20 protein-coding genes are annotated in these 22882 nt (G+C 74.5%); 7 read left to right on the top strand and 13 right to left on the bottom strand.

Annotation, left to right across the window (positions count from 1 at the left end; translation table 11 throughout):
* Positions 1-63 precede the first annotated feature (63 nt).
* Both ACQ614_RS27745 and ACQ614_RS27740 read right to left on the bottom strand, forming a co-directional pair.
* On the bottom strand, positions 64-1578 hold the full coding sequence (locus ACQ614_RS27745; protein WP_431681490.1) for an MFS transporter: 1515 nt from the start codon (positions 1576-1578) through the stop codon (positions 64-66).
* A gap of 96 nt (positions 1579-1674) precedes the next feature.
* Positions 1675-2157, bottom strand: a complete 483-nt coding sequence (locus tag ACQ614_RS27740) for a MarR family transcriptional regulator (RefSeq protein ID WP_431681489.1) — start codon at positions 2155-2157, stop codon at positions 1675-1677.
* 99 nt (positions 2158-2256) lie between these two features.
* Here ACQ614_RS27740 and ACQ614_RS27735 point away from each other — a divergent pair, with 99 nt between their 5' ends.
* Complete coding sequence (locus tag ACQ614_RS27735) at positions 2257-2673, top strand: HGxxPAAW family protein (RefSeq protein WP_431681487.1); 417 nt, start codon at positions 2257-2259, stop codon at positions 2671-2673.
* Here ACQ614_RS27735 and ACQ614_RS27730 read toward each other — a convergent pair.
* The 11 genes from ACQ614_RS27730 to ACQ614_RS27680 all read right to left on the bottom strand — a co-directional run bounded on the left by ACQ614_RS27730 (position 2637) and on the right by ACQ614_RS27680 (position 15562).
* Positions 2637-3608: an antibiotic biosynthesis monooxygenase gene (locus tag ACQ614_RS27730; RefSeq protein WP_431681485.1), complete on the bottom strand. Its 972-nt coding sequence runs from the start codon at positions 3606-3608 to the stop codon at positions 2637-2639. The genes ACQ614_RS27735 and ACQ614_RS27730 overlap by 37 nt on opposite strands.
* Positions 3605-6331 carry a molybdopterin-dependent oxidoreductase gene (locus ACQ614_RS27725; RefSeq protein ID WP_431681484.1) on the bottom strand — a complete coding sequence of 909 codons (2727 nt, stop codon included), beginning with the start codon at positions 6329-6331 and terminating at the stop codon, positions 3605-3607. Before ACQ614_RS27725 ends, ACQ614_RS27730 begins: the two co-directional genes overlap by 4 nt.
* Complete coding sequence (locus ACQ614_RS27720; protein ID WP_431681482.1) at positions 6328-7155, bottom strand: FAD binding domain-containing protein; 828 nt, start codon at positions 7153-7155, stop codon at positions 6328-6330. Before ACQ614_RS27720 ends, ACQ614_RS27725 begins: the two co-directional genes overlap by 4 nt.
* An 84-nt stretch (positions 7156-7239) precedes the next feature.
* Positions 7240-8253 carry a PfkB family carbohydrate kinase gene (locus tag ACQ614_RS27715; RefSeq protein WP_431684043.1) on the bottom strand — a complete coding sequence of 338 codons (1014 nt, stop codon included), beginning with the start codon at positions 8251-8253 and terminating at the stop codon, positions 7240-7242.
* A 98-nt stretch (positions 8254-8351) separates the two neighbouring features.
* On the bottom strand, positions 8352-9446 hold the full coding sequence (locus tag ACQ614_RS27710; RefSeq protein ID WP_431681481.1) for an LLM class flavin-dependent oxidoreductase: 1095 nt from the start codon (positions 9444-9446) through the stop codon (positions 8352-8354).
* A gap of 28 nt (positions 9447-9474) precedes the next feature.
* Entirely contained in the window at positions 9475-10500 is a 1026-nt protein-coding gene (locus ACQ614_RS27705; protein ID WP_431681479.1) for an LLM class F420-dependent oxidoreductase, read from the bottom strand.
* A 52-nt stretch (positions 10501-10552) separates the two neighbouring features.
* A complete protein-coding gene (locus ACQ614_RS27700) occupies positions 10553-12178 on the bottom strand; it encodes an ABC transporter substrate-binding protein (protein ID WP_431681477.1) in 1626 nt (541 codons plus the stop codon).
* Positions 12179-12230: 52 nt separating this feature from the next.
* A complete protein-coding gene (locus ACQ614_RS27695) occupies positions 12231-13001 on the bottom strand; it encodes an ABC transporter ATP-binding protein (protein ID WP_431681476.1) in 771 nt (256 codons plus the stop codon).
* Entirely contained in the window at positions 12998-13777 is a 780-nt protein-coding gene (locus ACQ614_RS27690) for an ATP-binding cassette domain-containing protein (RefSeq protein ID WP_431681475.1), read from the bottom strand. The genes ACQ614_RS27695 and ACQ614_RS27690 overlap by 4 nt, the downstream gene beginning before the upstream one ends.
* The gene (locus ACQ614_RS27685) at positions 13774-14616 is read right to left on the bottom strand and encodes an ABC transporter permease (RefSeq protein ID WP_431681474.1); all 843 of its coding nucleotides are present in this window, start codon (positions 14614-14616) and stop codon (positions 13774-13776) included. Before ACQ614_RS27685 ends, ACQ614_RS27690 begins: the two co-directional genes overlap by 4 nt.
* Before the next feature lies 1 nt (position 14617).
* Complete coding sequence (locus ACQ614_RS27680; RefSeq protein WP_431681473.1) at positions 14618-15562, bottom strand: ABC transporter permease; 945 nt, start codon at positions 15560-15562, stop codon at positions 14618-14620.
* Positions 15563-16169: 607 nt separating this feature from the next.
* Between ACQ614_RS27680 and ACQ614_RS27675 the strand changes: the two genes are divergently transcribed.
* The 6 genes from ACQ614_RS27675 (at position 16170) to ACQ614_RS27650 (ending at position 22859) form a co-directional block, all read left to right on the top strand.
* Positions 16170-17072 carry a LuxR C-terminal-related transcriptional regulator gene (locus ACQ614_RS27675; protein ID WP_431681472.1) on the top strand — a complete coding sequence of 301 codons (903 nt, stop codon included), beginning with the start codon at positions 16170-16172 and terminating at the stop codon, positions 17070-17072.
* 328 nt (positions 17073-17400) lie between these two features.
* Positions 17401-18168: a hypothetical protein gene (locus ACQ614_RS27670; protein ID WP_431681470.1), complete on the top strand. Its 768-nt coding sequence runs from the start codon at positions 17401-17403 to the stop codon at positions 18166-18168.
* Positions 18168-20012 carry an asparagine synthase (glutamine-hydrolyzing) gene (gene asnB, locus ACQ614_RS27665; protein WP_431681469.1) on the top strand — a complete coding sequence of 615 codons (1845 nt, stop codon included), beginning with the start codon at positions 18168-18170 and terminating at the stop codon, positions 20010-20012. Before ACQ614_RS27670 ends, asnB begins: the two co-directional genes overlap by 1 nt.
* Positions 20009-20551 (top strand): flavin reductase family protein, encoded by a 543-nt coding sequence (locus tag ACQ614_RS27660; protein WP_431681467.1) that lies wholly within the window; start codon positions 20009-20011, stop codon positions 20549-20551. Before asnB ends, ACQ614_RS27660 begins: the two co-directional genes overlap by 4 nt.
* Positions 20548-22020: a 4-hydroxyphenylacetate 3-hydroxylase family protein gene (locus ACQ614_RS27655; protein ID WP_431681466.1), complete on the top strand. Its 1473-nt coding sequence runs from the start codon at positions 20548-20550 to the stop codon at positions 22018-22020. Before ACQ614_RS27660 ends, ACQ614_RS27655 begins: the two co-directional genes overlap by 4 nt.
* Entirely contained in the window at positions 22017-22859 is an 843-nt protein-coding gene (locus ACQ614_RS27650; RefSeq protein ID WP_431681464.1) for a class I SAM-dependent methyltransferase, read from the top strand. Before ACQ614_RS27655 ends, ACQ614_RS27650 begins: the two co-directional genes overlap by 4 nt.
* The last annotated feature ends 23 nt before the right edge of the window (positions 22860-22882 follow it).

Raw genomic sequence — 22882 nt, 5'->3', positions numbered from 1 at the left:
TCGTCCTTCGTGCTCGCCGCACGGCCGCCCGACGGCGGCCGTGCAGCGATCGTAGAGGTCGGGTCAGCCGGCCTGGGCGACCGGCTCGGCCGGGGCGGAGGCCGCGGGCGGCTGCGCCGCGGCCCGGCCCAGCAGCCAGGCGGCGACCAGGCCGCCGGCCAGCACCGCGGCCGCACCGATCAGTTGGCCGGCGGTCAGGCTGTCCGCGAAGGCCGAGCGGATCCGCCCGGCCAGCGAGGTGCCGCCGGCGGCGAGCGCGTCCGGCAGCGAGCGGGCCGCGGACTCCGGCAGGCCGGACGGCAGCGCCCCCGCGAAGTTGGCGGTCAGCACCGCGCCGAGGACGGCGACGCCGAGCGAGTTGCCGAGCTCGCCGAGGGTGCCCATCAGTCCCGAGCCGACGCCGGCCTTCTCCGGCGGGATGGAGGTCATCACCGCACCGGCCATGGCGGGCTGCGCGCAGGCCACACCGGCGCCCATCATCACCAGGCCGAGCAGGATTCCCGGGTAGGAGCCGCCGTGGCCGAAGAGGGCGATCGCGGCGAGGCCGCCGGCGAGCAGCGACAGGCCGGTGGCGATGGCGGTCGGCGGCGAGAGCTTCGCGGTGAGCCGCATTCCGGCGCCGGTGAGGTTGAGCGCGACCACGGTGAGCGCCATGGGGGCGGTGCGCAGGCCGGCGGCGAGCGGCCCGTAGTCGAGGACGAACTGCAGGTGCTGGGTGAGCAGGAAGAGCGAGCCGCCCATGCCGAAGCTGACCAGGACGCCGCCGGACACGGCGCCGCGGAACCTGGCGTTGCGGAAGAACGCGAGGTCGAGCAGCGGGTGCTCGATGCGGCGCTCCCACAGGCCGAAGGCCAGCAGGAAGAGCAGGCCGAGGCCGCCGGCGACGAGGGTGCGCGGGGCCGTCCAGCCGTAGCCGGGGCCCTGGATGACGGCGTAGACCAGGCCGGTGAGGCCGGCGGTGGAGAGGACGGCGCCGAGCAGGTCGGGGCGGTCGCCGCGCGGATCCTTGGACTCGGGCACGAGCCTGCCGACGGCGATCAGGCCGAGCACGGCCACCGGCAGGTTGACCAGGAAGGTGGAGCCCCACCAGAAGTGGGCGAGCAGCACGCCGCCGATGACCGGGCCGAGGGCGACGCCGAGCGAGGCGACGGCCGTCCAGGCGGCGATGGCCTTGGGCTGCTCGTCGGCGTCGAAGGTGCGGACGACGATGGCGAGGCTGGTGGCGAGCAGCAGGCTGCCGCCGACGCCCATGCCGGCCCGGGCGGCGATGAGCTGGCCGGGGTTCGAGGCGAGGGCGGCGATCAGCGAGCCGGCGCCGAACAGGGCGAGGCCGATCATCTGCACCCGCTTGCGGCCGTACCGGTCGGCGAGCCCGCCGGCGGCGATCAGCAGGCCGGCCTGGGCGAGCGAGTAGGCGCCGATGACCCACTGGGTCTGCGCGGTGGTGGCGCCCAGCTCCTCGGTGAGGGAGGGGATGGCGACGTTGAGGATGGTGTTGTCGAGGATCACGACGAGCTGCGCGAGACAGATGACCGCGAGGATCACCCATCGGTCCGGTCGGCGCTGGGGCTGGGTCATACGGGCTCCGCTCTTGTACGGTGTAGAAGACTTGTACAACGTATAGGAGCGGCCGCGAGGGGCGCCATCGGTTTTCCGGATGCGACGCGGCGCAGGTCAGAGGCCGGAGCGGATCTCCTCCAGGGACTCCTGCATCAGCACCCGGGCCCGCCCGAACCAGTCGGCCAGGACGGCCACCTCCTCCGGGCCGTAGTCGGCGAAGAGGGCGCCGAGCCGGGCGTAGAACGGGCCGTAGGCCTGCATGATCCGCTCCTGGGCGGAGGGGTCCATGGCGATCCTGACCTTGCGGCGGTCGGCCGGGTCGGGCCGCCGGAGCGCGTACCCGGCCCGCTCCAGCCGGTTCAGCACACCGGTCACGGCGCCGGTCGTGAGGTGCGCGCGTTCGGCGAGGTCGCCGGCGGCCAGCGACTCCCCCGCCAGTTCCGCCTCGATGAGGAAGCCGATGCAGGTCAGGTCGGTGGTGTTGAGGCCGAGCCGGGCCGCGAGGTCCTGCTGCCCGAAGTGGGCGGTGGCGATCATCCGGTCCATCGCGTGCAGGGCCTGCTCGGGGGTCGCTGCCGGGCGCGGCTTGCCTTCCACGGACAGTCTCCTTAGCATCTAAGTTACTTAGCTCGTGAGATAAAAAGTCGTCGAACCGCGGGCCTGCGGCGACGGCACCATCACACCAAACGAGGAGACATGAGCGCACACGGCGACCACGACATGGGGCACACCGTCGCCGGCTGGACCGGCTCACTGCTCGCCATCGCCGGAACGGCGGTGGCCGGCACCGCCTTCGCGGCCGGATCCACCGGCTTCCTCCGGCTCGGCCTGGCGGCACTGCCCGCCGCCGCCCTCACCACCTGGCTGCTGCACCTCGCCGGCTGGGGCAAGGCCACCGGCCCGCGGCCCCACGGACGCCGCGACTGGCGCCTTCGCGACCCCGAAGCCCGCCACGGCCATTCGGACTGCCTCGGCTGCCGGCTGGCCGGGCGGGGACGCCGCGCACCCGCTCCCGAACGGGCCTTCCCCACACCGGAGCAGGTGCGCGCAGGCGCCGCGGACCGGCGCCCGGCAGATCAGGGCAGCGTCCAGAACTGGACCGTGACCAGGTAGAAGACCGCGACCCAGAACACGGTCGCCGCGGCGACGATGCCGAGGCCGATGCGGTTGGTCCTCGCCGCCGGCTCGTCGGGCCTCGGCCGCAGCCACCGTTTGAGCAGCCGGTTCACGTAGTACGGCATCGTGAGGAAGGTCATGATGAAGCTCGACAGCAGGTTGCCCACGAGCAGCCCGAGCCAGAACGGCATGTGCAGCGGCGACAGGGCGAGCGTCAGCAGCACCACGGTGGGGTAGAGGCCGACCCAGACCGCGAGGGCGGTCTTGGCCTCCGAGGGCGGCGGCGCTTCCCTGCCGTTCTCCTCGAAGGCGAACCAGCTGCCGAACGAGTTGTCGATCGTGTGCAGTTTGAACTCGTTGAACTTCCTGCCCTCGGCGAGGATCTCCCGCCGTTCGGCCGACGTCAGCCAGGCGTCGAGGTGCTCGGCGTTGTCGAACCGGTACAGCGTGGTCCACTCCTCCTGCAGCCCCTCGATCGGGCGGAAGAGCTCGGTGCCGCGGTAGCCCTCGAAGGTGCTCTCCTCCTGGCTCATGCGGTGCTGCCAGGCGAGGAAGTCGTCGACGTGGTTCGGGTGGACGCGGTGGGTGACCACCATGGTCACCAGCGGATCCGCCGGCTTGGTGCCGCCGCTGACCACCTGCTGGGTGCCGGGGCCGTCGAAATAGCCGCGGCCGACGTCGAGCAGCGTCTGCCGGGTGGCGCTGTTGATCCACGCCTGCAGGTGGGCGATCGAGTCGAACCGGTACACGACGACCCAGTCGGGCTGCAGGGACGTCGGCGGGGAGATCTCGGCGCCGAGGTACCCGGCGTAGTCGGCGGCGGCGCTGTTGACGTCCAGCTGCCACGTCGCGTACTCCCGGTCCCGTCCGGGCCGGACCTTCTGGCCGATGATGGCCGTTGCCGTGGCGCCGTTGCGCTCTTCGGTGCTCATGTCGCCCGGCCCGTCGGCGCCGACCTGCTCTCGGCGAGCCGGCTGTAGATCCGTTCCGGGGTCAGCGGCAGCGCGCGGTGGCGGACGCCCGTGGCGTCGTGGAGCGCGTTCGCCAGCGCCGGGGCCACCGGGTTGATGCAGCACTCCGCCATCCCCTTGGACCTCATGGGCCCGAAGGAGTCCGACGACCCCACCAGGAGCACGTCGGTGCGGGGGACGTCGGCGTACGTGGGGATGCGGTAGTTGCGGAAGTTCGGGTTGACCATGACTCCGTCGGCGTCGACGTGGTGGTTCTCGGTCAGCGCGAAGCCGATCCCCTGGGCGACACCGCCCTCCACCTGCCCGCGGACCTGTGCGGGGTTGATCACCACGGCGGCATCGGTCGCCTGGACGCTGTGGAGGATCCGGATCTCGCCCGTCACCCGGTGGACGGCGATCCGGAACCCCTGCGTGTTGGAGGTGACGCTCCGGGGCGACCCGTAGGCCCTGCGGGCGGCGGTGAAGCGGATCCCGCGCGCCCGGGCCAGTGCGACGAGCTCGGCGAGCGACACCCGCCGGTCGCCGCAGACGACACCGTCGTCGTCCATCGAGCACAGGACGAGGTGGACGCCCGTGTGCGCGGCGGCGAACTCCAGGATGCGGTCGCGCACGGCGCCGGCCGCCCGCAGTACCGCGTTGCCCGCCACGAAGAGGCCGGCGCTCGCGAAGGCGCCGGTGTCGAACCCCGTGCGGTCGGTGTCGGACTGGACCAGGCGGATCCGCGACGGCGTCGTGCCCAACTGGTCGGCCGCGATCTGCACATGGGCGGTCGAGGTGCCCTCGCCGAACTCGACCGTCCCGACGGACAACTCGTAGACGAGGTCGTCGCCGAGCGTGACCCAGGCCTCCGAGATGTGGTCGGTCGGGGGCGCGGTCTCGTGCAGCGAACTCGCCACGCCCGTCCCGACGAGCCACTCCGGACCGGGCGGCGGCCCGTCGGCCGTACGGGCCAGGGCCTCGTCCACCAGATCGATGCACTTCCCGAGTCCGTCCTCGGTGAACATCACGTCGTCGGGGCCGTCGTGCAGGGCGACGAGCGGATCGCCCGGGCGCACGATGTTGCGCCGCCGCAGCTCGAGCGGGTCCATGTGCAACGCGCGGGCCAGCTCGTCCATCGCCGACTCCACGGCGAACGCCGGCTGCGTCATCCCGTAGCCGCGCAGGGCCCCGCTCGGAACGGTGTTCGTGTAGACGGAGAAGGCGTCGTACTTCTTGTTGGGGCAGCGGTAGATCATGACGGCCGCGCCGCCCGCGAACAGCGTCTCGCCGCCGTGGTTGCCGTAGGCGCCCGTGTTCGACACGTTGCGGACCTGGAACGCCGTGAGCGTTCCGTCCGCCTTCGCGCCGAGCCTGACCGTCAGCGTCATCGGATGCCTGGGCGAGGCGGTGGTGAACTCCTCCTCGCGGGTGTACTCGAAGCAGACCGGCCGGCCGGTGTCCAGGGTGGCGAGCGCGACCAGGTCCTCCGAGATCACCTCCTGCTTGCCGCCGAAGCCTCCGCCGACGCGCTTGCAGAACACCCGGAGCTGGTCCGGGCGCAACGCGAAGAGGTAGGCGAGTTTGACCTTCGCGATGGACGGCGACTGCGAACTGGTGCGGACGTTCAGACGGCCGCCCTCCATCCAGGCGATCGATCCGTGGGTCTCGAGGTGCGCGTGCTGCACCCGCGGTGAGGAGTACGTGCCTTCGTGGACCACGTCGGCCTCGGCGAACCCCGCCTCGACGTCACCGATGTGCGAATGGAGCTCGAGCAGGATGTTGTGGACGGGATCGCGGACGAAGGGATCCGCCGTGCCGTGCAGCTGCGGCGCCCCCTCGGCCATGGCCTCCTCGGGGTCGAACACCGCCGGCAGGGGTTCGTAGTCGACGACGACCCTCCGGCAGCCCTCCTCCGCCGCCGCGACCGTGTCGGCCAGGACGGCGGCGACGCGCTGGCCGACGAAGCGCACCGTGTCGTCGAGGACGAAGGTGTCGTCCGGATCGACGAGGTGGTCGGTGTGGATCGCCGTGGTGAAGCGCTTGCGCGGCACGTCCTCCCAGGTGTAGACCCGCTGCACCCCGGGGACGGCGAGTGCGGCGGTCTTGTCGATCGAGACGATCCGGGCGTGCGCATGCGGCGAGTGCAGGACCTTGAGGTGCAGCATGCCGTCGATGTGCGTGTCCATCGTGAACTCGGCGCGACCGGTCACCACGTCGTTGGCCGCCGGCGCACCGACGCTCGTCCCGACGGCCTTGCCGGGCACGGCCGTCTCCACGCCGGCGACGCCCCGCACGGCGTCCTCGATCGCCCGATAGCCCGTGCAGCGGCAGAGGTTGCCCTTCAACGCCCTCGGCAGGTCCTCCTTCTGGGCCTCGGTGAAGGTGGCGGACGTCATGATCATCCCTGCGGTGCAGAAACCGCACTGGAAGCCCGGGGCGTCACGGAACCGGCGCTGCACGGGATGCAGGTTCCCCGGTGATCCGAGACCCTCGATCGTCGTCACCTCACGGCCCTCCGCACGGAAGGCGGGGGTGATGCAGCTGTGCACCGGACTGCCGTCCAGCCACACCGTGCAGGCGCCGCAGTCGCCCGCGTCACAGCCCTTCTTGACGCCGTGGTGGCCGAGTTGCCGGAGGAAGGTGCGAAGGCACTGGCCGGGGGCCGGTTCCTCGTCGAAGCCCCTGCCGTTCACGATGTAGGTCATGCCGGGCCCCCGGCTGTGAGTTCGCGGCGAATCTCTTCGGCGAAGTGCTGTGTCAGGTGGCGGCGGTGGTCGGGGGTCCCGTTGGGATCCGCGAACCAGACGTCGTCGGGGATCGCGTCCACGCTGCGCCGCAGCGCGTCGGCGTCGGGCACGGTGTCGAAGGCCAGGCGCACCGGCCGCGTGGTGCCGGCGGTGACGGTGAGCAGCAGGTCGCCCGTTCCCGGCGTCCGGGTGCCGATGAGGAAGACCGTCGAACGGCCCAGGCGGGTCAGCGAGAAGCGGCGGTGCGCAGCCCGTTTCCTCAGGGCGCGCGCGGGAATGTCGATGCGCCGCAGGATCTCCCCGGGCTCGAGGACGTTCCGGTTGTTGCCGGTGACGAAGTCGTGGGCGTCGACGGTGCGCACCGACCCGTCGCGGGCCCACAGTTCGTACGTCGCCTCGAGTGCGACCGTCAGCGTGATCATCGGGCCGGCCGGCAGCGACATGCAGATGTTGCCGCCGACGGTCGCCGAGTTCCAGACCTTGAACGAGGACAGGAACGCCTCGCAGCTCGTCGCCAGGAGGGGGCCTGCCGTCCAGTCGGCGGGCGGCTCGAAGGCGTGGAGGTCACGGACGGTGCACGTGGCGCCGATGGCGAGACCCGTGTCGCTCGGGACGAGCGGATCCCAGCGTAACGACGTCAGGTCGATCAGGCGGTTGAGGTGCGGCTGCTCCACGGAGTACAGCCATGTTCCGCCGGCGAGCCAGGCGTCGCCCTCGCGCCAGTCCGCGCCCGGGTGGTCGGCCGGTCGCCGCACGACTTCGGTGATGGTGTTGAGGTCCATGGGAATTGATCTCGGCTCACTGAACTCGTCGAATCCGACGGGTCGCGACATGCGCCGGGAGCGGCACAACCTCGAGCGACAGAGTCATGTTCCGGCCGCTGCGGTCGAGCTGTCCGAGGAAGGACCGGCGGGCGCTGGATTACCTTTCGAGCGTATCGCGGAACGGGCCGGCAGGTGCGGCCGGACGGCCCCGGCCGTCGCGGGCCCGTAGGCGTCGGCGAGCCGGTGCAGGAAGTCGGCCGGGTCGAAGCGGTACTCCTGGGTGCCGACGGCCTCCAGGGCCAGGGTGGCGAGCTGGCAGCCGACCCGGGCGGCGGTGAGGACGGGCAGTTGCCACACCGTGGCCGCCAGGAAGCCGGCCCGGAAGGCGTCGCCGACGCCGGTGGGGTCGGCCCTGGCCCGCTCGGGCGGCGGGGCGGTCTCGACGGGCGGCTCGCCGCGGCGCTCGGTGCGGACGCCGTCGGCCCCCAGTGTGGTGATCCAGCTGCCGACCCGGTCGAGCACCTGGGCCCCGGTCAGCCCGGTCCGGTGCAGCAGCAGTTCCCGCTCGTAGGCGTTGGTGAACAGCAGCTCGGCGCCAGTGACGAGGTGCACGGCCTCCTCGGCGGAGAGCCGGGCGAGCTGCTGGGACGGGTCCGCCGCGAACGGGATGCCGGCGTCCCGGCACTCCTGCGTCCGGTGCCGCATGGCCGCCGGGTCGTCCGGGCCGATCAGCACCAGCCGGGCGGGGCCGGTGCGGGCCAGCACCTCGCGGAGCCGGACGGTCGCGGCACGGGCCATGGCGCCGGGGTGGAAGGAGGCGATCTGGTTCTGGTCCCGGTCGGTGGTGCACAGGAACCGGGCGGTGAGGAGGTCGGGCACGGTCAGCACCCCGGCGGTGTCGACGCCGTTGGCGCGCAGCCAGGCGTCGTACTCGGCGTGGTCGGCCCCGGCCGCGCCGACCAGCACCGGGGCGAGCCCGAGCCGGCCGAGGCCGACGGCGATGTTGGCGCCCACCCCGCCGCGCCGTACCTCCAGGTCCTCCACCAGGAAGGACAGTGAGACCCGGTCGAGCCGGTCGGGCAGCAGCTGGTCGGTGATCGACCCGGGGAAGACCATCAGGTGGTCGGTGGCGATGGAGCCGCTGACGACGATCCGCCCGGCGGGGTCGTGCACGGAGGCTGTCACGGGTGTTCCTTCCGGGATCGGCGGGCCGGCTACCAGCCGCGGCGGGCGGCCGGGAGGCGGCTGCCGTGCCGGAGGCGGGCGACCAGGGCGCGGCGCAGTTCGCGGTCGTGGTCGGTCTCGGTCGGCAGGTCGAGCTGGACGATGTCCACGCCGGCCGAGCGCAGCAGCCCGATCCGGTCGGCGACGGTGTCCGGGGAGCCGGTGTGGGCGGCGGCGAGCGAGCGGCGGACGTAGGCGGCGACCTGGTCCGGGCCGTGCCCGGGGTCGGACCGGCCGCGTTCGCGGTCGCGGTCGAGCTGGACGGCCTCCGTCCAGCGGTGGGCGTCCGGTCCCGCGGTGAGCCGCAGGGCGTCGCGGCGCAGGCGCCGGACGCGGTCCCGGGCGCGCTCGTCGGTGTCGTCGAGGACGACGGTGACGTGCCGCCAGATCCGCAGGGTGCGGCCGTGCGCGGCGGCTGCGGCGCGGACCTCGGCGATCCGGCGGCGGGTGTCGGGCAGCGGCAGCGGGCCCACCGCGTACACGTCCGCGTGCCGGGCGGCGAGGGCGACGCCCTCCGGGGAGGAGCCGCCGAAGGAGAGCAGTTCGCCGCCGGGCCGGGGCCGCAGGCCGGGCCGGGCGCCGTGCACCCGGTAGAACTCGCCGTCGAAGTCGAAGTCCTGCTCCGCCGCCAGGTAGCGGCGGAACACCTCCAGGTACTCGCCGGCCCGGCGGTAGCGGTCGGCCTTGCCGAGCAGGTCGCCGTCGCGGGCGACGTCGAGGTCGCTGGAGCCGACGATCACGTGGGCCGCGGCGCGTCCGCCGGAGAGGCGGTCCAGGGTGGCCAGCGAGCGGGCCGCGGCGGTGGGGGCGGTGGTGCCGACGCGGTGGGCGACGGCGGTCCGCAGCCGGGTGGTGGCGGCCAGCGCCCAGCCCGCCACCAGCCACGGGTCGGGCCAGGAGCTGGACTGCACCACCAGGGCGCTGTCCAGCCCGTCCTCCTCCAGTTCGCGGGCGGTGCGGACGACGTGCGCCGGGTCGGCGGTGCGGTCCCGCGGGTCGGGGGCGTGGCGCAGCGCCTGCCGCTCCTGCGGGGTGCGGCCGGGCAGCGGGGCGGCGCGGACGCCGCCTCGGATCTCCAGTTCCATCGGGGGACCTCCGCGGGTCGAAGTGGGGTCAGCCGGCGGCGGGGCCGAGCCGGGCGAGGGTGTCGAGCAGGCGGGCCCGGCTGACGAAGACCTCGGGCGGCAGCGAGACGTACAGCTGGATGGTGGTGACGCCGGGCAGGTGGTACTGCAGGATGCGTTCGCGGCACTCCTCCGGGGAGCCGCTGATGAACAGGCCGTCGACGGCCTCGTCCGGCAGCGCCTTCTGGGCGCCCTCGGTGTCGCCGGCCGCCCACCGTTCGTGGGTCTCGGCGAGGAGTTCGCCGTTGCCCAGCCACTCGTGGAACTTGCGGTAGGGCTCCCGGTTGAGGATCCAGGCGAGGAACGGGCGGCTGGCCCGGTGGGCGTAGTCGGTGTCCTCGGTGGGGCAGACGAAGACCTTGACGACGAGTTCCTTGCCGGGCGGCTGCGGTCCGACGGCGTTCAGCACGGTCGGCAGGTCCTTGGGGAGCAGCAGGTTGGTGATGGCGCCGTCCCCCTCGGTGAAGCCGAGCCGGAGCATGCCGGGGCGCAGTGCCCCGAGGATCACCTTGACCGGCTCGGCGGGCGGGTGCGGCAGCCGGTAGCCGGTGATGGAGAAGGTGTCGAAGTCCCCGGCGATGTGCTCGCCGCGCAGCGCCCGGGTGACGAAGCGCAGCACGTCGCGGGTGCGCTTGAAGGGTTCGTCGAAGGGGATGCCGTTGATGTCGGTGACGTGCGCCGGGACGGAGGCTCCGATGCCCAGCAGTACGCGTCCGGGGGCGAGTTGGGCGAGGGTGGCGGCGGTCTGGGCGAGCACCGCCGGCCCCCGGGTGTGCACCGGGACGATGCCGGTGGCGATGCGCAGGCCCGGGGACCAGGCGGCGGTGGCGGCCAGCGGGGTGAAGGCGTCGGTGCCGCCGCCCTCCGCGCTCCAGACGTCGGTGTAGCCGAGGTCGGGGAGCCGTTCGACGAGGAAGCGGTGCCGGTCGATGGTGAGTCCCGGCAGCGGCAGGGTGATGCCCCACTTCGGCGGTGCGGCCGGGGTGCGGCCGTGCGGTTCGTACGGGGCGGTCATGGCGGCGGACGTCCTTCCTGGGGTGGTTCGTTCGGTGCGGGGCGGCGCGCTGTCAGGCGCGGACGCGGACGGTGGTGAGGTCGAGGAACCAGGACTGCGGCTGGACGAGCCCCTCGACCTTGGGCGAAAGGGCCCGCGGGTTGCGGTCGTTGACCACGAACAGCCACGGCGCGTCCTGGGTGACCAGCGACAGTGCCTTGCGGTGGTCGGCCTGCCGCTTCGGCCGGTCGGGCGAGGCGGAGGCGCTCGCCAGCAGCGCGTCCACCTGCGGGTTGGCGTAGTGGCCCGTCCAGAACGGGCTCTTGGAGCCGATGAAGAGCGGCAGCAGCGCCTCGGACTGGAAGAGCGTGGTGGACTGGGCGATGGCGTCCGAGCCCAGGGCGACCTGGCCCTTGGCCTCCGCACCGATCAGCGTGGACCAGTCGGTGGTGCGCAGTTCGACCTTGATGCCGACGGCGGCGAGGTCGCGCTGCAGGGCCTCGGCGATCGGCACCGGCAGCAGGTTGCCTGAGCCGCCGGTCGGCACGGTCACCGAGGTGGAGAAACCGTCGGCGAGACCCGCCTCGGCGAGCAGCTGCCTGGCCTTGGCGGGGTCGTAGGAGTAGGTGTCGCCGGCCGGGTCGTAGGCGGCGGTGGCGCGGGGCGCGGCCTGGTAGGCGGGGTCTGCGGTGCCGTGCAGCAGCTTCTCGGCGATCGCCTTGCGGTCGATGGCGTAGTTGGCGGCGCGGCGGACCCGCGGGTCGCTCCAGGGTGCCTTCGCGGTGTCGAGGATCCAGTACCAGAGGTGGTCGTAGCTGTTGGTGGCGATCTGCACCCCGTCGGCCCTGAGGCTGTCGATGTCGTCGGGGTTCGGGTACTCGATCCAGTTGACGCCGCCGGAGCGCAGCGCGGCGGTGCGGGCGGCGGCGTCCGGCAGCGACTTGACGACCAGCCGGTCGAGCCTGGGGGCGCCGCGCCAGTACGCCTTGTTGGCGACCAGGGCGATCTCCTTGCCCTCGGCCTGCGAGGAGAACGCGAACGGGCCGGTACCGACCGGGTGCTGGGAGAAGTTCGCGGAGCCGGTCTTCTTCACGGCGGTGGGGCTGGCGATCAGGACGTGCGCCAGGTCCTCGGGGAAGTGGCCGTTGGGCTCCTTGGTGACGAGTTCGACGTGGTCGGCGTCGGTCTTGCGGTAGGAGGCGATGCTGCCGGCGTACTCCTTGGCGGCGGCGCCGAGGGCGTCGGTGTACTCGGGGCTCTTCTTGTCGAGGTAGCGGTCCAGATTGAAGACGACGGCGTCGGCGTCGAAGGGGGTGCCGTCCTGGAAGAGGACGCCCTTGCGCAGGGTGAAGGTCCAGGTCTTCGCGTCGGCGGCGACCTGCCATGACTCGGCGAGGGCGCCGGTGACGACGGGCGGCCTATCGGTGTCCTTGAGCAGTTCGTAGCGGGTGAGGCCCTCGTAGATCTGGAAGCCGACCAGGCGCTTGCCCTCGAAGCCGGCGCCGCCGATGACGGTGTCGGGGTTGGGCAGCTTGCCGGTGGCGCCGATGACGAGCGTCCCGCCGTGGCCCGCGCCGCCGGCCGCGTCGCCGGGGGCTGCGGTGGTGCCGGAGGCGCAGCCGGCGGCCGCGAACAGGACGGCGGCGGCCGACAGCGCGCCGGCTCTGGAGCGGACGGGGTGGACGTGACGGTGCGTCATGGCGATTCCTCGTTCTCGGTGCAGTGGGTGTGCGACGGTGCGGGAGGAGTGGTCAGGGGGCGGCCGGACGGCCGGTGGCGGCCTCGATCAGCGCGCGGGTGTACGGGTGGGCCGGGGCGTCCCAGAGGTCGGCGGCGGGGCCCTCCTCCACCACCCGGCCGTGCCGCAGGACGAGCACCCGGTGGGCCAGCTGCCGGACGACGGCCAGGTCGTGGGAGATGAACAGGTAGCCGATCCCGGCGCTCTCCCGCAGGCCGGTGAGCAGGTCGAGCAGCCGGGCCTGGGCGCTGCGGTCCAGGGCGGAGGTCGGCTCGTCGCAGACCACCAGGTCGGGGCCGGTGGCCAGGGCGCGGGCCACGGCGACCCGCTGCAGCTGCCCGCCGGAGAGCTCCCTCGGGTGGCGGCGGGCCAGTTGCGGGTCGAGGCCGACCTGCCGGAACAGCCGGGCGACGGCCTCCGGCCGCTCGCGGCGCGGGGTGCCGTGCAGGCGCAGCGCGAAGGCGACCGCCTCGCCGGCCCGCAGGGCGGGATTGAGGGAACCGCGCGGATGCTGCGGCACGAACTGCAGCCGGGCCCGGACGGCCCGGGCGCCGCGGCCGCGCAGCCGGTACGGGTCGTGGCCGGCGAAGCGGACGGTGCCGGCGTCGGGGGCGAGCAGGCCGAGGGCGAGCCGCGCCAGGGTGGACTTGCCGGAGCCGGACTCGCCGACCAGGCCGACGGTCTCGCCGGGCGCGAGGGCGAGGCTGACGCCGTCCAGGGCGGTGCGCCGGCCGTAGTGCTTGGCCACCCGGTCGAGCTGCAGCAGTGCGGGGCGGGCGGTCATCGGCGGGCTCCCGGTTCGGCGGCGACCAGGGCCGCGGTGAAGGCGTGCTCCGGCTCCTCGAGCACCCGGTCGGCCGGGCCGCGTTCGACGATCCGCCCTTCCTGCATCACCGCGACGGCGCCGCCGACCCGCCGGGCGACCGCAAGGTCGTGGGTGACCAGCAGCAGGGCGATCCCGCAGTCGGCGCGCAGGGTGGCGAACAGGTCGAGGATGCGGCCGCGGACGAGGGCGTCCAGGGCGGTGGTCGGCTCGTCCGCGACCAGCAGTTCGGGCCCGCAGGAGACGGCGACGGCGATCGCCGCGCGCTGCCGCAGCCCGCCCGACAGCTCGTGCGGGTAGGACCGCGCGACCCGCTCCGGGTCGGGCACGCCCGCGGTGGCGAGCAGCCGGACGGCGTCCGCGCGGGCGGCCCTGCGCGAGTCGGCGACCCGGTGCCGGCGCAGCACCTCGGCCAGCTGCGGGCCGATCCGGCGCAGCGGGTCCAGCACGGCGGCCGGGTCCTGCGGGACGTAGCCGATGCGGCGGCCCCGCACCCGGCCGAGCGCCCGCTCGTCCAGGCCGAGCAGGTCGGTGCCGGCCAGCCGGACCCGGCCGGTGACGGCGGCGCCGCGGCCGGGCAGGCCGAGGACGGTGCGGGCGACGGTGGTCTTGCCGCTCCCGGACTCGCCGAGCAGCACCAGGGCCGCGCCCGCGGCCAGGGTGAGCGACACCCCGTCGGCGGCCCGGACACCGCCCGGGTACGCGACGGTGAGTTCCTCGATCTCCAGCAGGCTCATCGGACGGCCTCCGGCAGCAGCGCGCCGCGGTCGCCGATCCGCTGCCGCAGCACCTCGCCCAGGGTGTTGAACACCACCGAGACGGCCAGCACTGCCAGGCCGGGCAGCACCGCGGGCCACGGGTGGGTGAACAGGGCGGGCCGCAGCTCGTCGAGCATGGCGCCCCACTCGGGGGTGGGCGGGGCGGCGCCCAGGCCGAGGAAGGACAGCCCCGCGGCGTACACCACGGCCAGGCCGACCAGCGAGGAGGCGTAGACGAGCACCACCGGGGCGACCACCGGCACCACCTGGCGCAGCACCAGGGCGAGCGGGCCGGCCCCGGAGACCCGGGCGGCCTCCAGGTACTCGGCGGTGCGGATGCGCCGGACCTCGGTGAAGGCGACCCGGGCGACCGCGGGGGTGAGCACCACCGACAGCGCGAGGACGGTCGCCCCGAGGCCGGGCCGCAGCAGGGTGGCGACGGCGATCGCCAGCAGCACCCCGGGGAACGCGTACAGCACGTCCAGGCTGCGCAGCAGCGCCTGCTCGAGGACCCGCCCGCCGAGGCCCGCCGCGACGCCGAGCAGGGTGCCGGCGGCGGTGGCGGCGGCCACCGGCACCAGGGCACCGGTGAGCGAGGCCCGGCCGGCCCAGATCAGCCGGCTGAGCAGGTCGCGGCCCTGGCCGTCGGTGCCCAGCAGGTGGCCGGGGCTGCCCGGGTCGAGCAGCCGGTCCTGCAGCCGGCCGGCGGTCGGGTCGTACGGGGCCGCCAGCGGCGCCGCGACGGCGAGCAGGACGACCAGCAGGGCGAGGGCGGCGGGGACGGCGACGGCGGGGTCGCGCAGTGCGCTGCGGGCCATCTCAGCTCCTCGTCCGCGGGTCGACGGCGGCGTGCGCGGTGTCGACCAGGATGTTCACGCCGACGAAGGCGGTGGCGACGACCAGCACCCCGCCCTGGATCAGCGGCAGGTCGCGGGCGGCGAGCGCGTCGTACAGCAGCCGGCCGAGGCCCGGCCAGGCGAACAGGGTCTCCACGAAGACCACCCCCTCCAGCAGGTAGGCGAGTTGCAGGCCGCCGATGGTCAGCAGGGCCGGCGAGGCGTTGTGCACGCAGTGCCGCAGCACGGCCGCACGGCCCAGGCCGCGGGCCCGCAGGCCGTCCGCGAGGTCCCCGGCCAGCACCGAGCCGAGCGCCGCCCGGAACACCCTGGCGGTCAGGCCGAGCGGCACCAGCGCCGCGGCGACCGCCGGCAGCACCAGGTGCCTGGCGAGGTCGGCCGGGCCGCCGTCGCCGAACACGTCGTGCGTGCCGCCGGCCGGCAGCCAGCGCAGCCGCACCGCGAGGACGGCGATCAGCAGCAGCGCCACCGAGTACTGCGGCGCGGACACCGCCAGCGTCGACAGGCCGCCGGACAGCCGGCCGAGCGGGCCGCGCGGCCGCAGCGCACCGCACGCACCCAGCACCACCCCGCCCACCAGCACCAGCAGGAAAGCGGCTGCGGTGAGCGTCAGCGTCTGGCCGAGCGCCGGGAGCAGCAGCTGCCCGACCGGGCGCTGGTCGGAGATCGAGGTGCCGAGGTCACCGGACAGCGCGTGCCGCAGCCAGGCCAGGTACCGGACCGGCAACGGCTCGTCCAGGCCCAGGCGTTCGGAGAGCTCGCGGCGGGCCTCCGGCGGGGCGCCGGGCCCGAGGAAGGCGGCCACCGGATCGCCGGGAACGAGCGCCACGGTGGCGAACACCACCGCGGTCACCCCGAGCAGCGTCGGCACGGCCAGCAGCAGGCGGCGGAGCAGGAACCGGGTCACCCACCGGCCCTCCGGGTCGGGAGGGCCCGGAGGCGAGCGGGAGACCCGGACGGTCCGGCGGCGGGCCGGCGGGCGGGGGCGGACATGGGCAGGGGCATCCTTCCGAGGGCGGTACGGACGGCCGCGACCTGCGGCGTTCACTGTGAGGAAGGTTGCGGACGGAAGCGGCGGACAACCAGTCAGGAGTTCATGCTGATACCGCCGGTCACAGGATCGGCTGCCGTGACGGGGGGGTACACCCGACCGGGATGCCCGGCCGGGCGGGGCCCCGTCCCGTCCTTGACCTGCTGCAAGAGCCGCACCTAGGGTTGCTGTCATGGCTTCTCGGCGGACCGACTTCACCCTGGTCGGGATCGGCGGCTCGTGGCACCGCAGGTGCTTCGACGAGCTGTGTCCGCAGCGCGCCCCGCGCTGACCGCCCGGCGTTCGCCGCCGCCCGGCCGGCGCCCCTCCCGTCCCGGGACCGCCCGCCGGCTCCGCAGCCCGGAGCCCCGCCGGCAGGTCCCTGCCGTTGCGCCGTGCCCGCCCGGCCGGCCCGCCACCTCCGAGGGGACCGCTCCGCCATGCCGCACCACACCGACTCGCCCTCCGCGCAGGGGGGTTCGCGATGGCCGCACTGACCAGGCCGGCCGGCCCGCGGGGCTGCCGGCACCCGATCCGGCGCGCCCCGCGCCCCACCGCCGCCCCGGCGCCGGTGGACGCCCTGCACGCCGAGATCGACAACCCGCTCGACCTGATCGCCGGCCACCAGCTGCTCGCCGAACCGCCCCCGCCCGAACTCCCAGGCAGACCCGCCCCGGTGGCCGCCGACTGCACCTGCGGCCACCCGATGTGCCCCGGCGACGGCCACCGCGCCACGGACGTACGGGTGTTCCTGGTGGAACGCCACCCGGTGGCCGCCGCCGGGCTCCGCTCGGTGCTCTCCACCGTGCCCGGGCTGTCGGTGGCCGGGTCCGCCGCCGACCCGCTCCGGGCCGTCCCCGCGGTACGGCGGGTCCGTCCCGACGTGGTGCTGCTCGGCCGGGGCGCCGGACTCGGCGAGGACCTCGCCGCCGTCACCGCACTGCGCGGCCCGGACGGCGCCCCCGACGCCCGGGTCCTCCTGCTGCGCCGCGCCGAATCGACCGCCGAGGCCAGCCGGATGCTGCTGGCCGGCGCCAGCGGCTGCTTCCCGCTCGACCTCCCGGAGGACCGGATCATCGCGGCCGTCCAACTCGCCGCCGCCGGAGGATCGGTGTTCCTCCCGGCACCACCTGCCGCCCGCACCCATCCGACCGGCCCGCCCGGGCACATCGCCGAACCACCACCGCAACAGGTCGGCCTGACCGCCCGGGAACGCCAGGTCCTCGCCAAACTCGCCCTGGGGCTCAGCAACGCCGAAATAGGACGCGAACTCGCCCTGGCCGAAGCCACCGTGAAGAAACACCTCACCCAGGCCATGCGCAAGACCGGCCACTCCGACCGCCTCCGCGCCGCCCTCTACGCACACCGCCACGGCCTGGCCGGCTGACCGGCCGGCACGGGGGCAGCCCGATCAGGGCAGCAACCACAGGGGCGCGGGGAACTGCGCAATCAGGGGGCGGGCCTCCTGACGAATCAGGGCCAGGCCGATTTTGTCGAGACGCCCGCTCCCGAACTGCGCAGTTCCCCGCGCCCCTGGGTGCTTCCCCCAGGTCGGTGCAGTTCCCCCGCGCCCCTTGTGACTTGCCCCCGAAGGCGACCTTCGGAGCAGTCCGGGGCGCCGATCGTCGCCCCGGGTGGCTCCGTTCGGGGCTTCTGACGGTGCTTCGGTGATTCGTAGCGTGGGCCGCACCACGTCCAGCCGAAGGGAGAGCCCGATGGGTGACGCGTCCGACGGCGCCATCGCACATCCGCCCGCGACCACGGCCGTGCTCGCCGCCGCCCAGGGCGGCGCCGACCGCCCCGATCCGCCGCGTTCGCCGTACCGGTCGATGCCGGACGCCGAGCGCTCGGCCCTGTGGCGACGCCGCCTGCACGAGGCCGAGGCCGGCCTCACCCGCTATCTGGTGTCGCGGGGCGACGAGGTCCACCTGACCGACTGGTTCGCCCTGCAGGCGGAGATCTTCGCCGACCTGCCCGATCCGGCGACCGCCCCTGCCGCCGAGTGGCAGCGGGTGTTCTTCCGGGGCCAGGCGCTGATGGAGCGCTTCCTGGTCGCGCGGTACGGCGAGGAGGTACTGGCGGCCTGGGCGAGATCCAACGCCGAGGTGCACCGGGAGGTCGAGCCGGATCTCGGCCGGGGCGCCGCGGACCCGATCCACCGGATCGCCCGGCAGGCCGAACTGTACGGCTCCGACTACGAGTTCGACGACGATGCGCCGCCCGTGGCGGAGCGCGCCGCGCTCACCATCACGCACTGCGCGATCTGGGACTACCGGGAGAAGGCCCGCCGCAGCGGCGTCCGCCTCACCCTCGCCTCCCCGTGCACGTACTGCACCGAGGCGCTGTCCGCCAACATCCGCGCCAAGGGCTACCGCCCGGCGCACCGGCTGCGCAGCGGCCCGACCGGCCACGGCTGCCGCTGGGAGGCCGTCCGGCCCGACCGGCCGACCACCGCCGACGACGACGAACCCCGGGAGTCCTGATGTGCGGAGTCACCGGCTGGCTCGACTGGGACACCGACCTGCGCCACCAGGAGCGCCTGGTACGGGAGATGACAGCCACCCTGGCCTGCCGCGGCCCGGACGCCGACGGCGTCTGGCTGTCCCGGCACGCCGCGATCGGCCACCGCCGGCTGTCGGTGATCGACCTGGACGGCGGTGCCCAGCCGCAGACCGACACCGACCGGAGCGACACCGCGCAGCCCGGCGCGGTGCTCGGCTACAACGGCGAGCTGTACAACCACCTGGAGCTGCGCCGCGAACTCGAGGCCCTGGGGCATGTGTTCCGCACCCGCTCGGACACCGAGGTGGTGCTGCGCGCCCACCTCCAGTGGGGCCGGGAGGCGCCCCGCCGCTTCAACGGCATCTTCGCGTACGCCCTGTGGGACGTCCGCCGCGAGGAGCTGCTGCTCGTCCGCGACCACCTCGGCATCAAGCCGCTGTACTGGCACGCGCACCGCAGCGGGGTGCTGTTCGGCTCCGAGCCGAAGGCGCTGCTCGCGAATCCCCTGCTGCCCGCCGGGTTGGACGCGGAGGGTGTCGCCGAGCTGTTCGCCCTGCCCGCCGCGCCGACCCCGGGCCACGGGCTGTTCCGCGGCCTGCGCGAGGTCCGGCCAGGCCACCTGGTCGCCGTCACCCGGCACGCGACCCGTGAACTGCGCTGGTGGGCCCTGGAGTCCCGTCCGCACGGCGACGGGGAGCAGGCCACCCGGGAGCGGGTGCGCGCGCTGCTCGCCGACGCGGTCGAGCGCCAGCTGATCAGCGACGTGCCGCTGTGCACCCTGCTCTCCGGCGGGGTCGACTCCAGTGCGATCACCGCGCTGGCCGCCGCGGCCCGGGAGCGGACCGGCCAGGGCAAGATCACCAGCTTCTCGGTGGACTTCCCCGGCAGCGCCGACCGCACCCCCGACGCCTGGCGGACCACCCCGGACGCCCCGTACGTGCAGGCCGCCGCCGGGCACATCGGCACCCTGCACACCTCCGTCCTGGTCCCCGACGACGACCTGCTGGAGGCCCGGGACGCCGTGCTGCGCGCCCGCGACCGGCCCGGCTGGGGCGAGATGGACGCCTCGCTGCACCTGCTGTTCCGCGAGGTGCGGCGCCGCTCCACGGTGGCGCTCTCCGGCGAGGCCGCGGACGAGATCTTCGGCGGCTACCCGTACTTCCACGACCCGGCCGCACTGGCCTCCGGCACCTTCCCGTGGCTGCACGGCCGCACCACGCCGGCCGCGCTGCTGCGCCGCGAGGTGCGCGCCGAGGTCCGGCCCGAGGAGTACACCGCCGAGGCGTACCGCCGCACCCTCGCCGAAGTGCCGCGCCTGGCAGGCGAGTCCGCCGGGGAGGCGAAGGTGCGGGAGGTGTTCCACCTGGCCCTCACCCGCTGGCTGCCGCCGCTGCTGGACCGGGTCGACCGGGTGTCCATGTCGGTCGGGCTGGAGGTCCGGGTGCCGTTCTGCGACCACCGGCTGGTCGAGTACCTGTGGAACGTCCCCTGGGCGTTCAAGGCACCCGGCGGCCGCTCCAAGGGGCTGCTGCGGGACGCCGTGCGCGACCTGCTGCCGCCGCAGGTCACCGACCGGCCCAAGAGCGGCTACCCGTCCACCCCGGCCGTCCGCTACACCGAGGTGCTCACCGAGCGGGCCCGCGAACTGCTCGCCGACCCGAACGCCCCGGTCTTCGACCTGGTGGACCGGGCGCTGGTCCGCCGGCTGCTCGCCGAGGGCCGGCCGCTGCCGAGCCCGCGGACGGCGCCCAACCCGGTCGGCGGCCTGGACCACCTCGTGCAGGTCGACGAGTGGCTGCGCGCCTACCGGGTGGGGCTGCGGTGAGCGCCCCCGCCCACTCCGTGCCCGCCTCGCCGGCGCCGACCCGGGAGGACGCCTTCCGGGCCGCCGCCCGCCGCTGGACCACCGGCGTCGCCGTCCTCACCACCCTGGCCGGCGAGGAGGTCTTCGCCAAGACGGTCTCCTCGTTCTGCACCCTCTCGCTCGACCCGCTGCTGGTCAGCGCGGCCGTCGCCCGGCACAGCCCGCTGGTGGCCGCGGTCCGCGGCAGCGGCCGGTTCGCGGTCTCCGTCCTGACGGACCGGCAGATCGCGGTGGCCCGGAGGTTCGCCACCCCGGGCGCGGGCCGGGCGCTCGGCGGGTTCACCGCCGTGCCGATGCGCGCGGAGGCCACCGGTGCGCCCGTCCTGGAGGCCGCGCTCGCCTGGTTCGACTGCCGGCTGCACGGCGTGCTGCCCGGCGGCGACCACGCCGTCCTGGTCGGCCGGGTCGCCGCCGCGGACACCGGCCACGGCGCACCGCTGCTCTACCACGACGGCCAGTACCGCACACTCGCCCATCCCTCACCTGGAGTTGGCGCATGACCCTGCTGGACACCCCCGCCACCGCGCGGGGCCTGCTCACCGGCGACCGGTACCGGGCCGAGCTCGACGACGGGCGCGAGCTCTACCTGGACGGCAGGCGGATCGGCAACCCCGCCGAACACCCCGCCTTCCGGCCCGCCGCCGACGAACTCGCCCGGCTGCTCGACCTGCAGCACGACCCCGACCACCGCGACCTGCTCACCTGGAAGGACCCGGCGACCGGCCTGCGGCTCGCCCGGGCCTACCAACCGCCGCGCACCCTGCAGGAGTTGCACCTCCAGCGGCGCAGCGCCGAGTTCTGGCACGCCGAGGCGCTCGGCCAGCAGGGCCGCTCCCCCGCCTTCATGGCCTCGATCGCCGTCGGCGTGTACGACTTCCGGCACCGGCTGGCCGGCAACGACCCTCGGTTCGGCGCCAACGCCGAGGCCTGGTACCGGTACTGCGCCACCAACGACCTCGTCCTGTCGCACGCCCTCGGCGACCCGCAGATCGACCGCTCCGCCGACCCGGTGGACGAGCCCGACCTGGCGCTGCGCGTCCTGGAGGAGAACGAGCGGGGCATCGTGGTGCGCGGCGCCAAGCAGCTCACCACCCTGGCGCCGCTCGCCCACGAGGTGCTGGTCTACCTGTCGGCCTCGTTCGCGCAGCGGCGCGGCGAGCAGTTCGTGGTCTGGTTCGCGCTGCCGCTGAACACGCCGGGTCTGGTCACCCTCGCCCGGGAGCCGCTCGGCAGCGCCCCCTGGGGCCATGCGCACCCGCTCGGCGCCCGGTACGACGAGCAGGACGCGATGCTGTTCTTCGACGACGTCCTCGTCCCCTGGGACCGCGTCCTGCTGCTGCGCGACGCCGGCCTCGCCCGGATCGGCCTCGGCCGGATCAACGCCTGGAGCGCCTACGTCGGCCACATCCGCTACCGGGAGCGGCTGCGCGCCCTGCTCGCCACCGCGACCCTGGTCGCCGAGTCGATCGGCGTGGACGGCTTCCGCAACGTCCAGGAGGACCTCGGCCGGCTCGCCGGGTACGCCGAGCTCACCGAGTACTTCCTGGACGCCGCCGAGGCCCGCGGCGGCCTCACCGACGGCGGCCTGTTCGCGCCGGGCGACACCGCCGCCTCCCGGGTGTGGTCCGCCGAGGTCGCGGCCGAGGCCGTCGCGATCGTCCGCCGGATCGGCGCCTCCGGCCTGCTGATGCAGCCCACCGCCGGCGACCTCGCCAACCCCCGGCTGCGCCCGCACCTCGACCGCTACATGCGCGGCCGCGGCATCGACGCCGAGCGCAAGTCCCGCCTGTTCCGGCTCGCCTGGGAACTCACCGGCGACGGCTTCGGCCAGCGCCAGGACCTCTACGAGTACGTGCACCGCGGCGACCTCGCCCGCAACCGGATCAACCTGTTCAAGCGCTACGACCAGAGCGCCGCCCGCACGCGGCTGCTGCAGCTCGTCGACAACCCCCAGGAGGCCAGGCCGTGACCGCGTCCGCCGTCGAGATCCAGTCCCGCACCCTCGCCGGGTACGCAGACGCCAGCCGGCTGCGCCAGGTGCACGACCGCGACTGGGTGCTCGACCTCTTCCCCGACGATCCGAGGTCCCTGGTCGACCTCGGCAGCGGCATAGGGCAGCTGCTGCAGGCCGCCCTCGAACGCTTCCCCTCGCTGCAGCTCGCCGCCGGCCTGGAGCGCTCCGAGCACCGCATCGCCGAGGCCGCCGACCGCCTCCGCCCGTACGGCGCCAGGACCGTCCTCCACCAGGCCGACCTCACCGACCCCGAAGCGCTCCCGCTGCGCCCGGACGTGGTCACCATGACCTCCGTCCTGCACTGGCTCTTCCCGCACGAGGAGCGCGTCTTCGCCTGGGTCGGCCGGCACCTCGCCCCCGGCGGCCGCTTCCTGCTCACCACCTACCACCCGGCCCGCGACGAGCACGGCCTCGGCGGCGAGGACGAGATCGTCCGCGACGCCCTGACCGCCCTCGGCGCCGACCGCGGCGAAGTCCCCGGACTCTTCGCCCGCGCCGGCACCCTGCCGATCGCCACCCGCACCCGCACCGCCGACGACCTCGCCCGGGTGCTGCGCCCGCACCTCGCGGTCGCCGGCCACCTGGAGCGGGACGCGGTGGTCACCGTCGACAGCGCCGAGCAGTACGCCCACTTCCACGCCGCGACCTTCGGCGACTACTACAGCCGGCTCGTCCCCGCCGGGCAGCGCGCCGACTTCTTCCGCGCGGTCGGCGAGAGCGCCTGGCAGCGCCAGAACGAACGCGGCCACGTCAGCCGGATGCCCGTCCGGCTCTGGCAGCTCACCACGCCCTGACGAACCGTCACCATGCGGCCCGC

This window comes from Kitasatospora dryopteridis (assembly GCF_050749075.1).
Lineage (GTDB): Bacteria > Actinomycetota > Actinomycetes > Streptomycetales > Streptomycetaceae > Kitasatospora.
The sequence above is the reverse complement of the archived record's forward strand: the minus strand, read 5'-3'. Positions and strand labels throughout refer to the sequence as shown.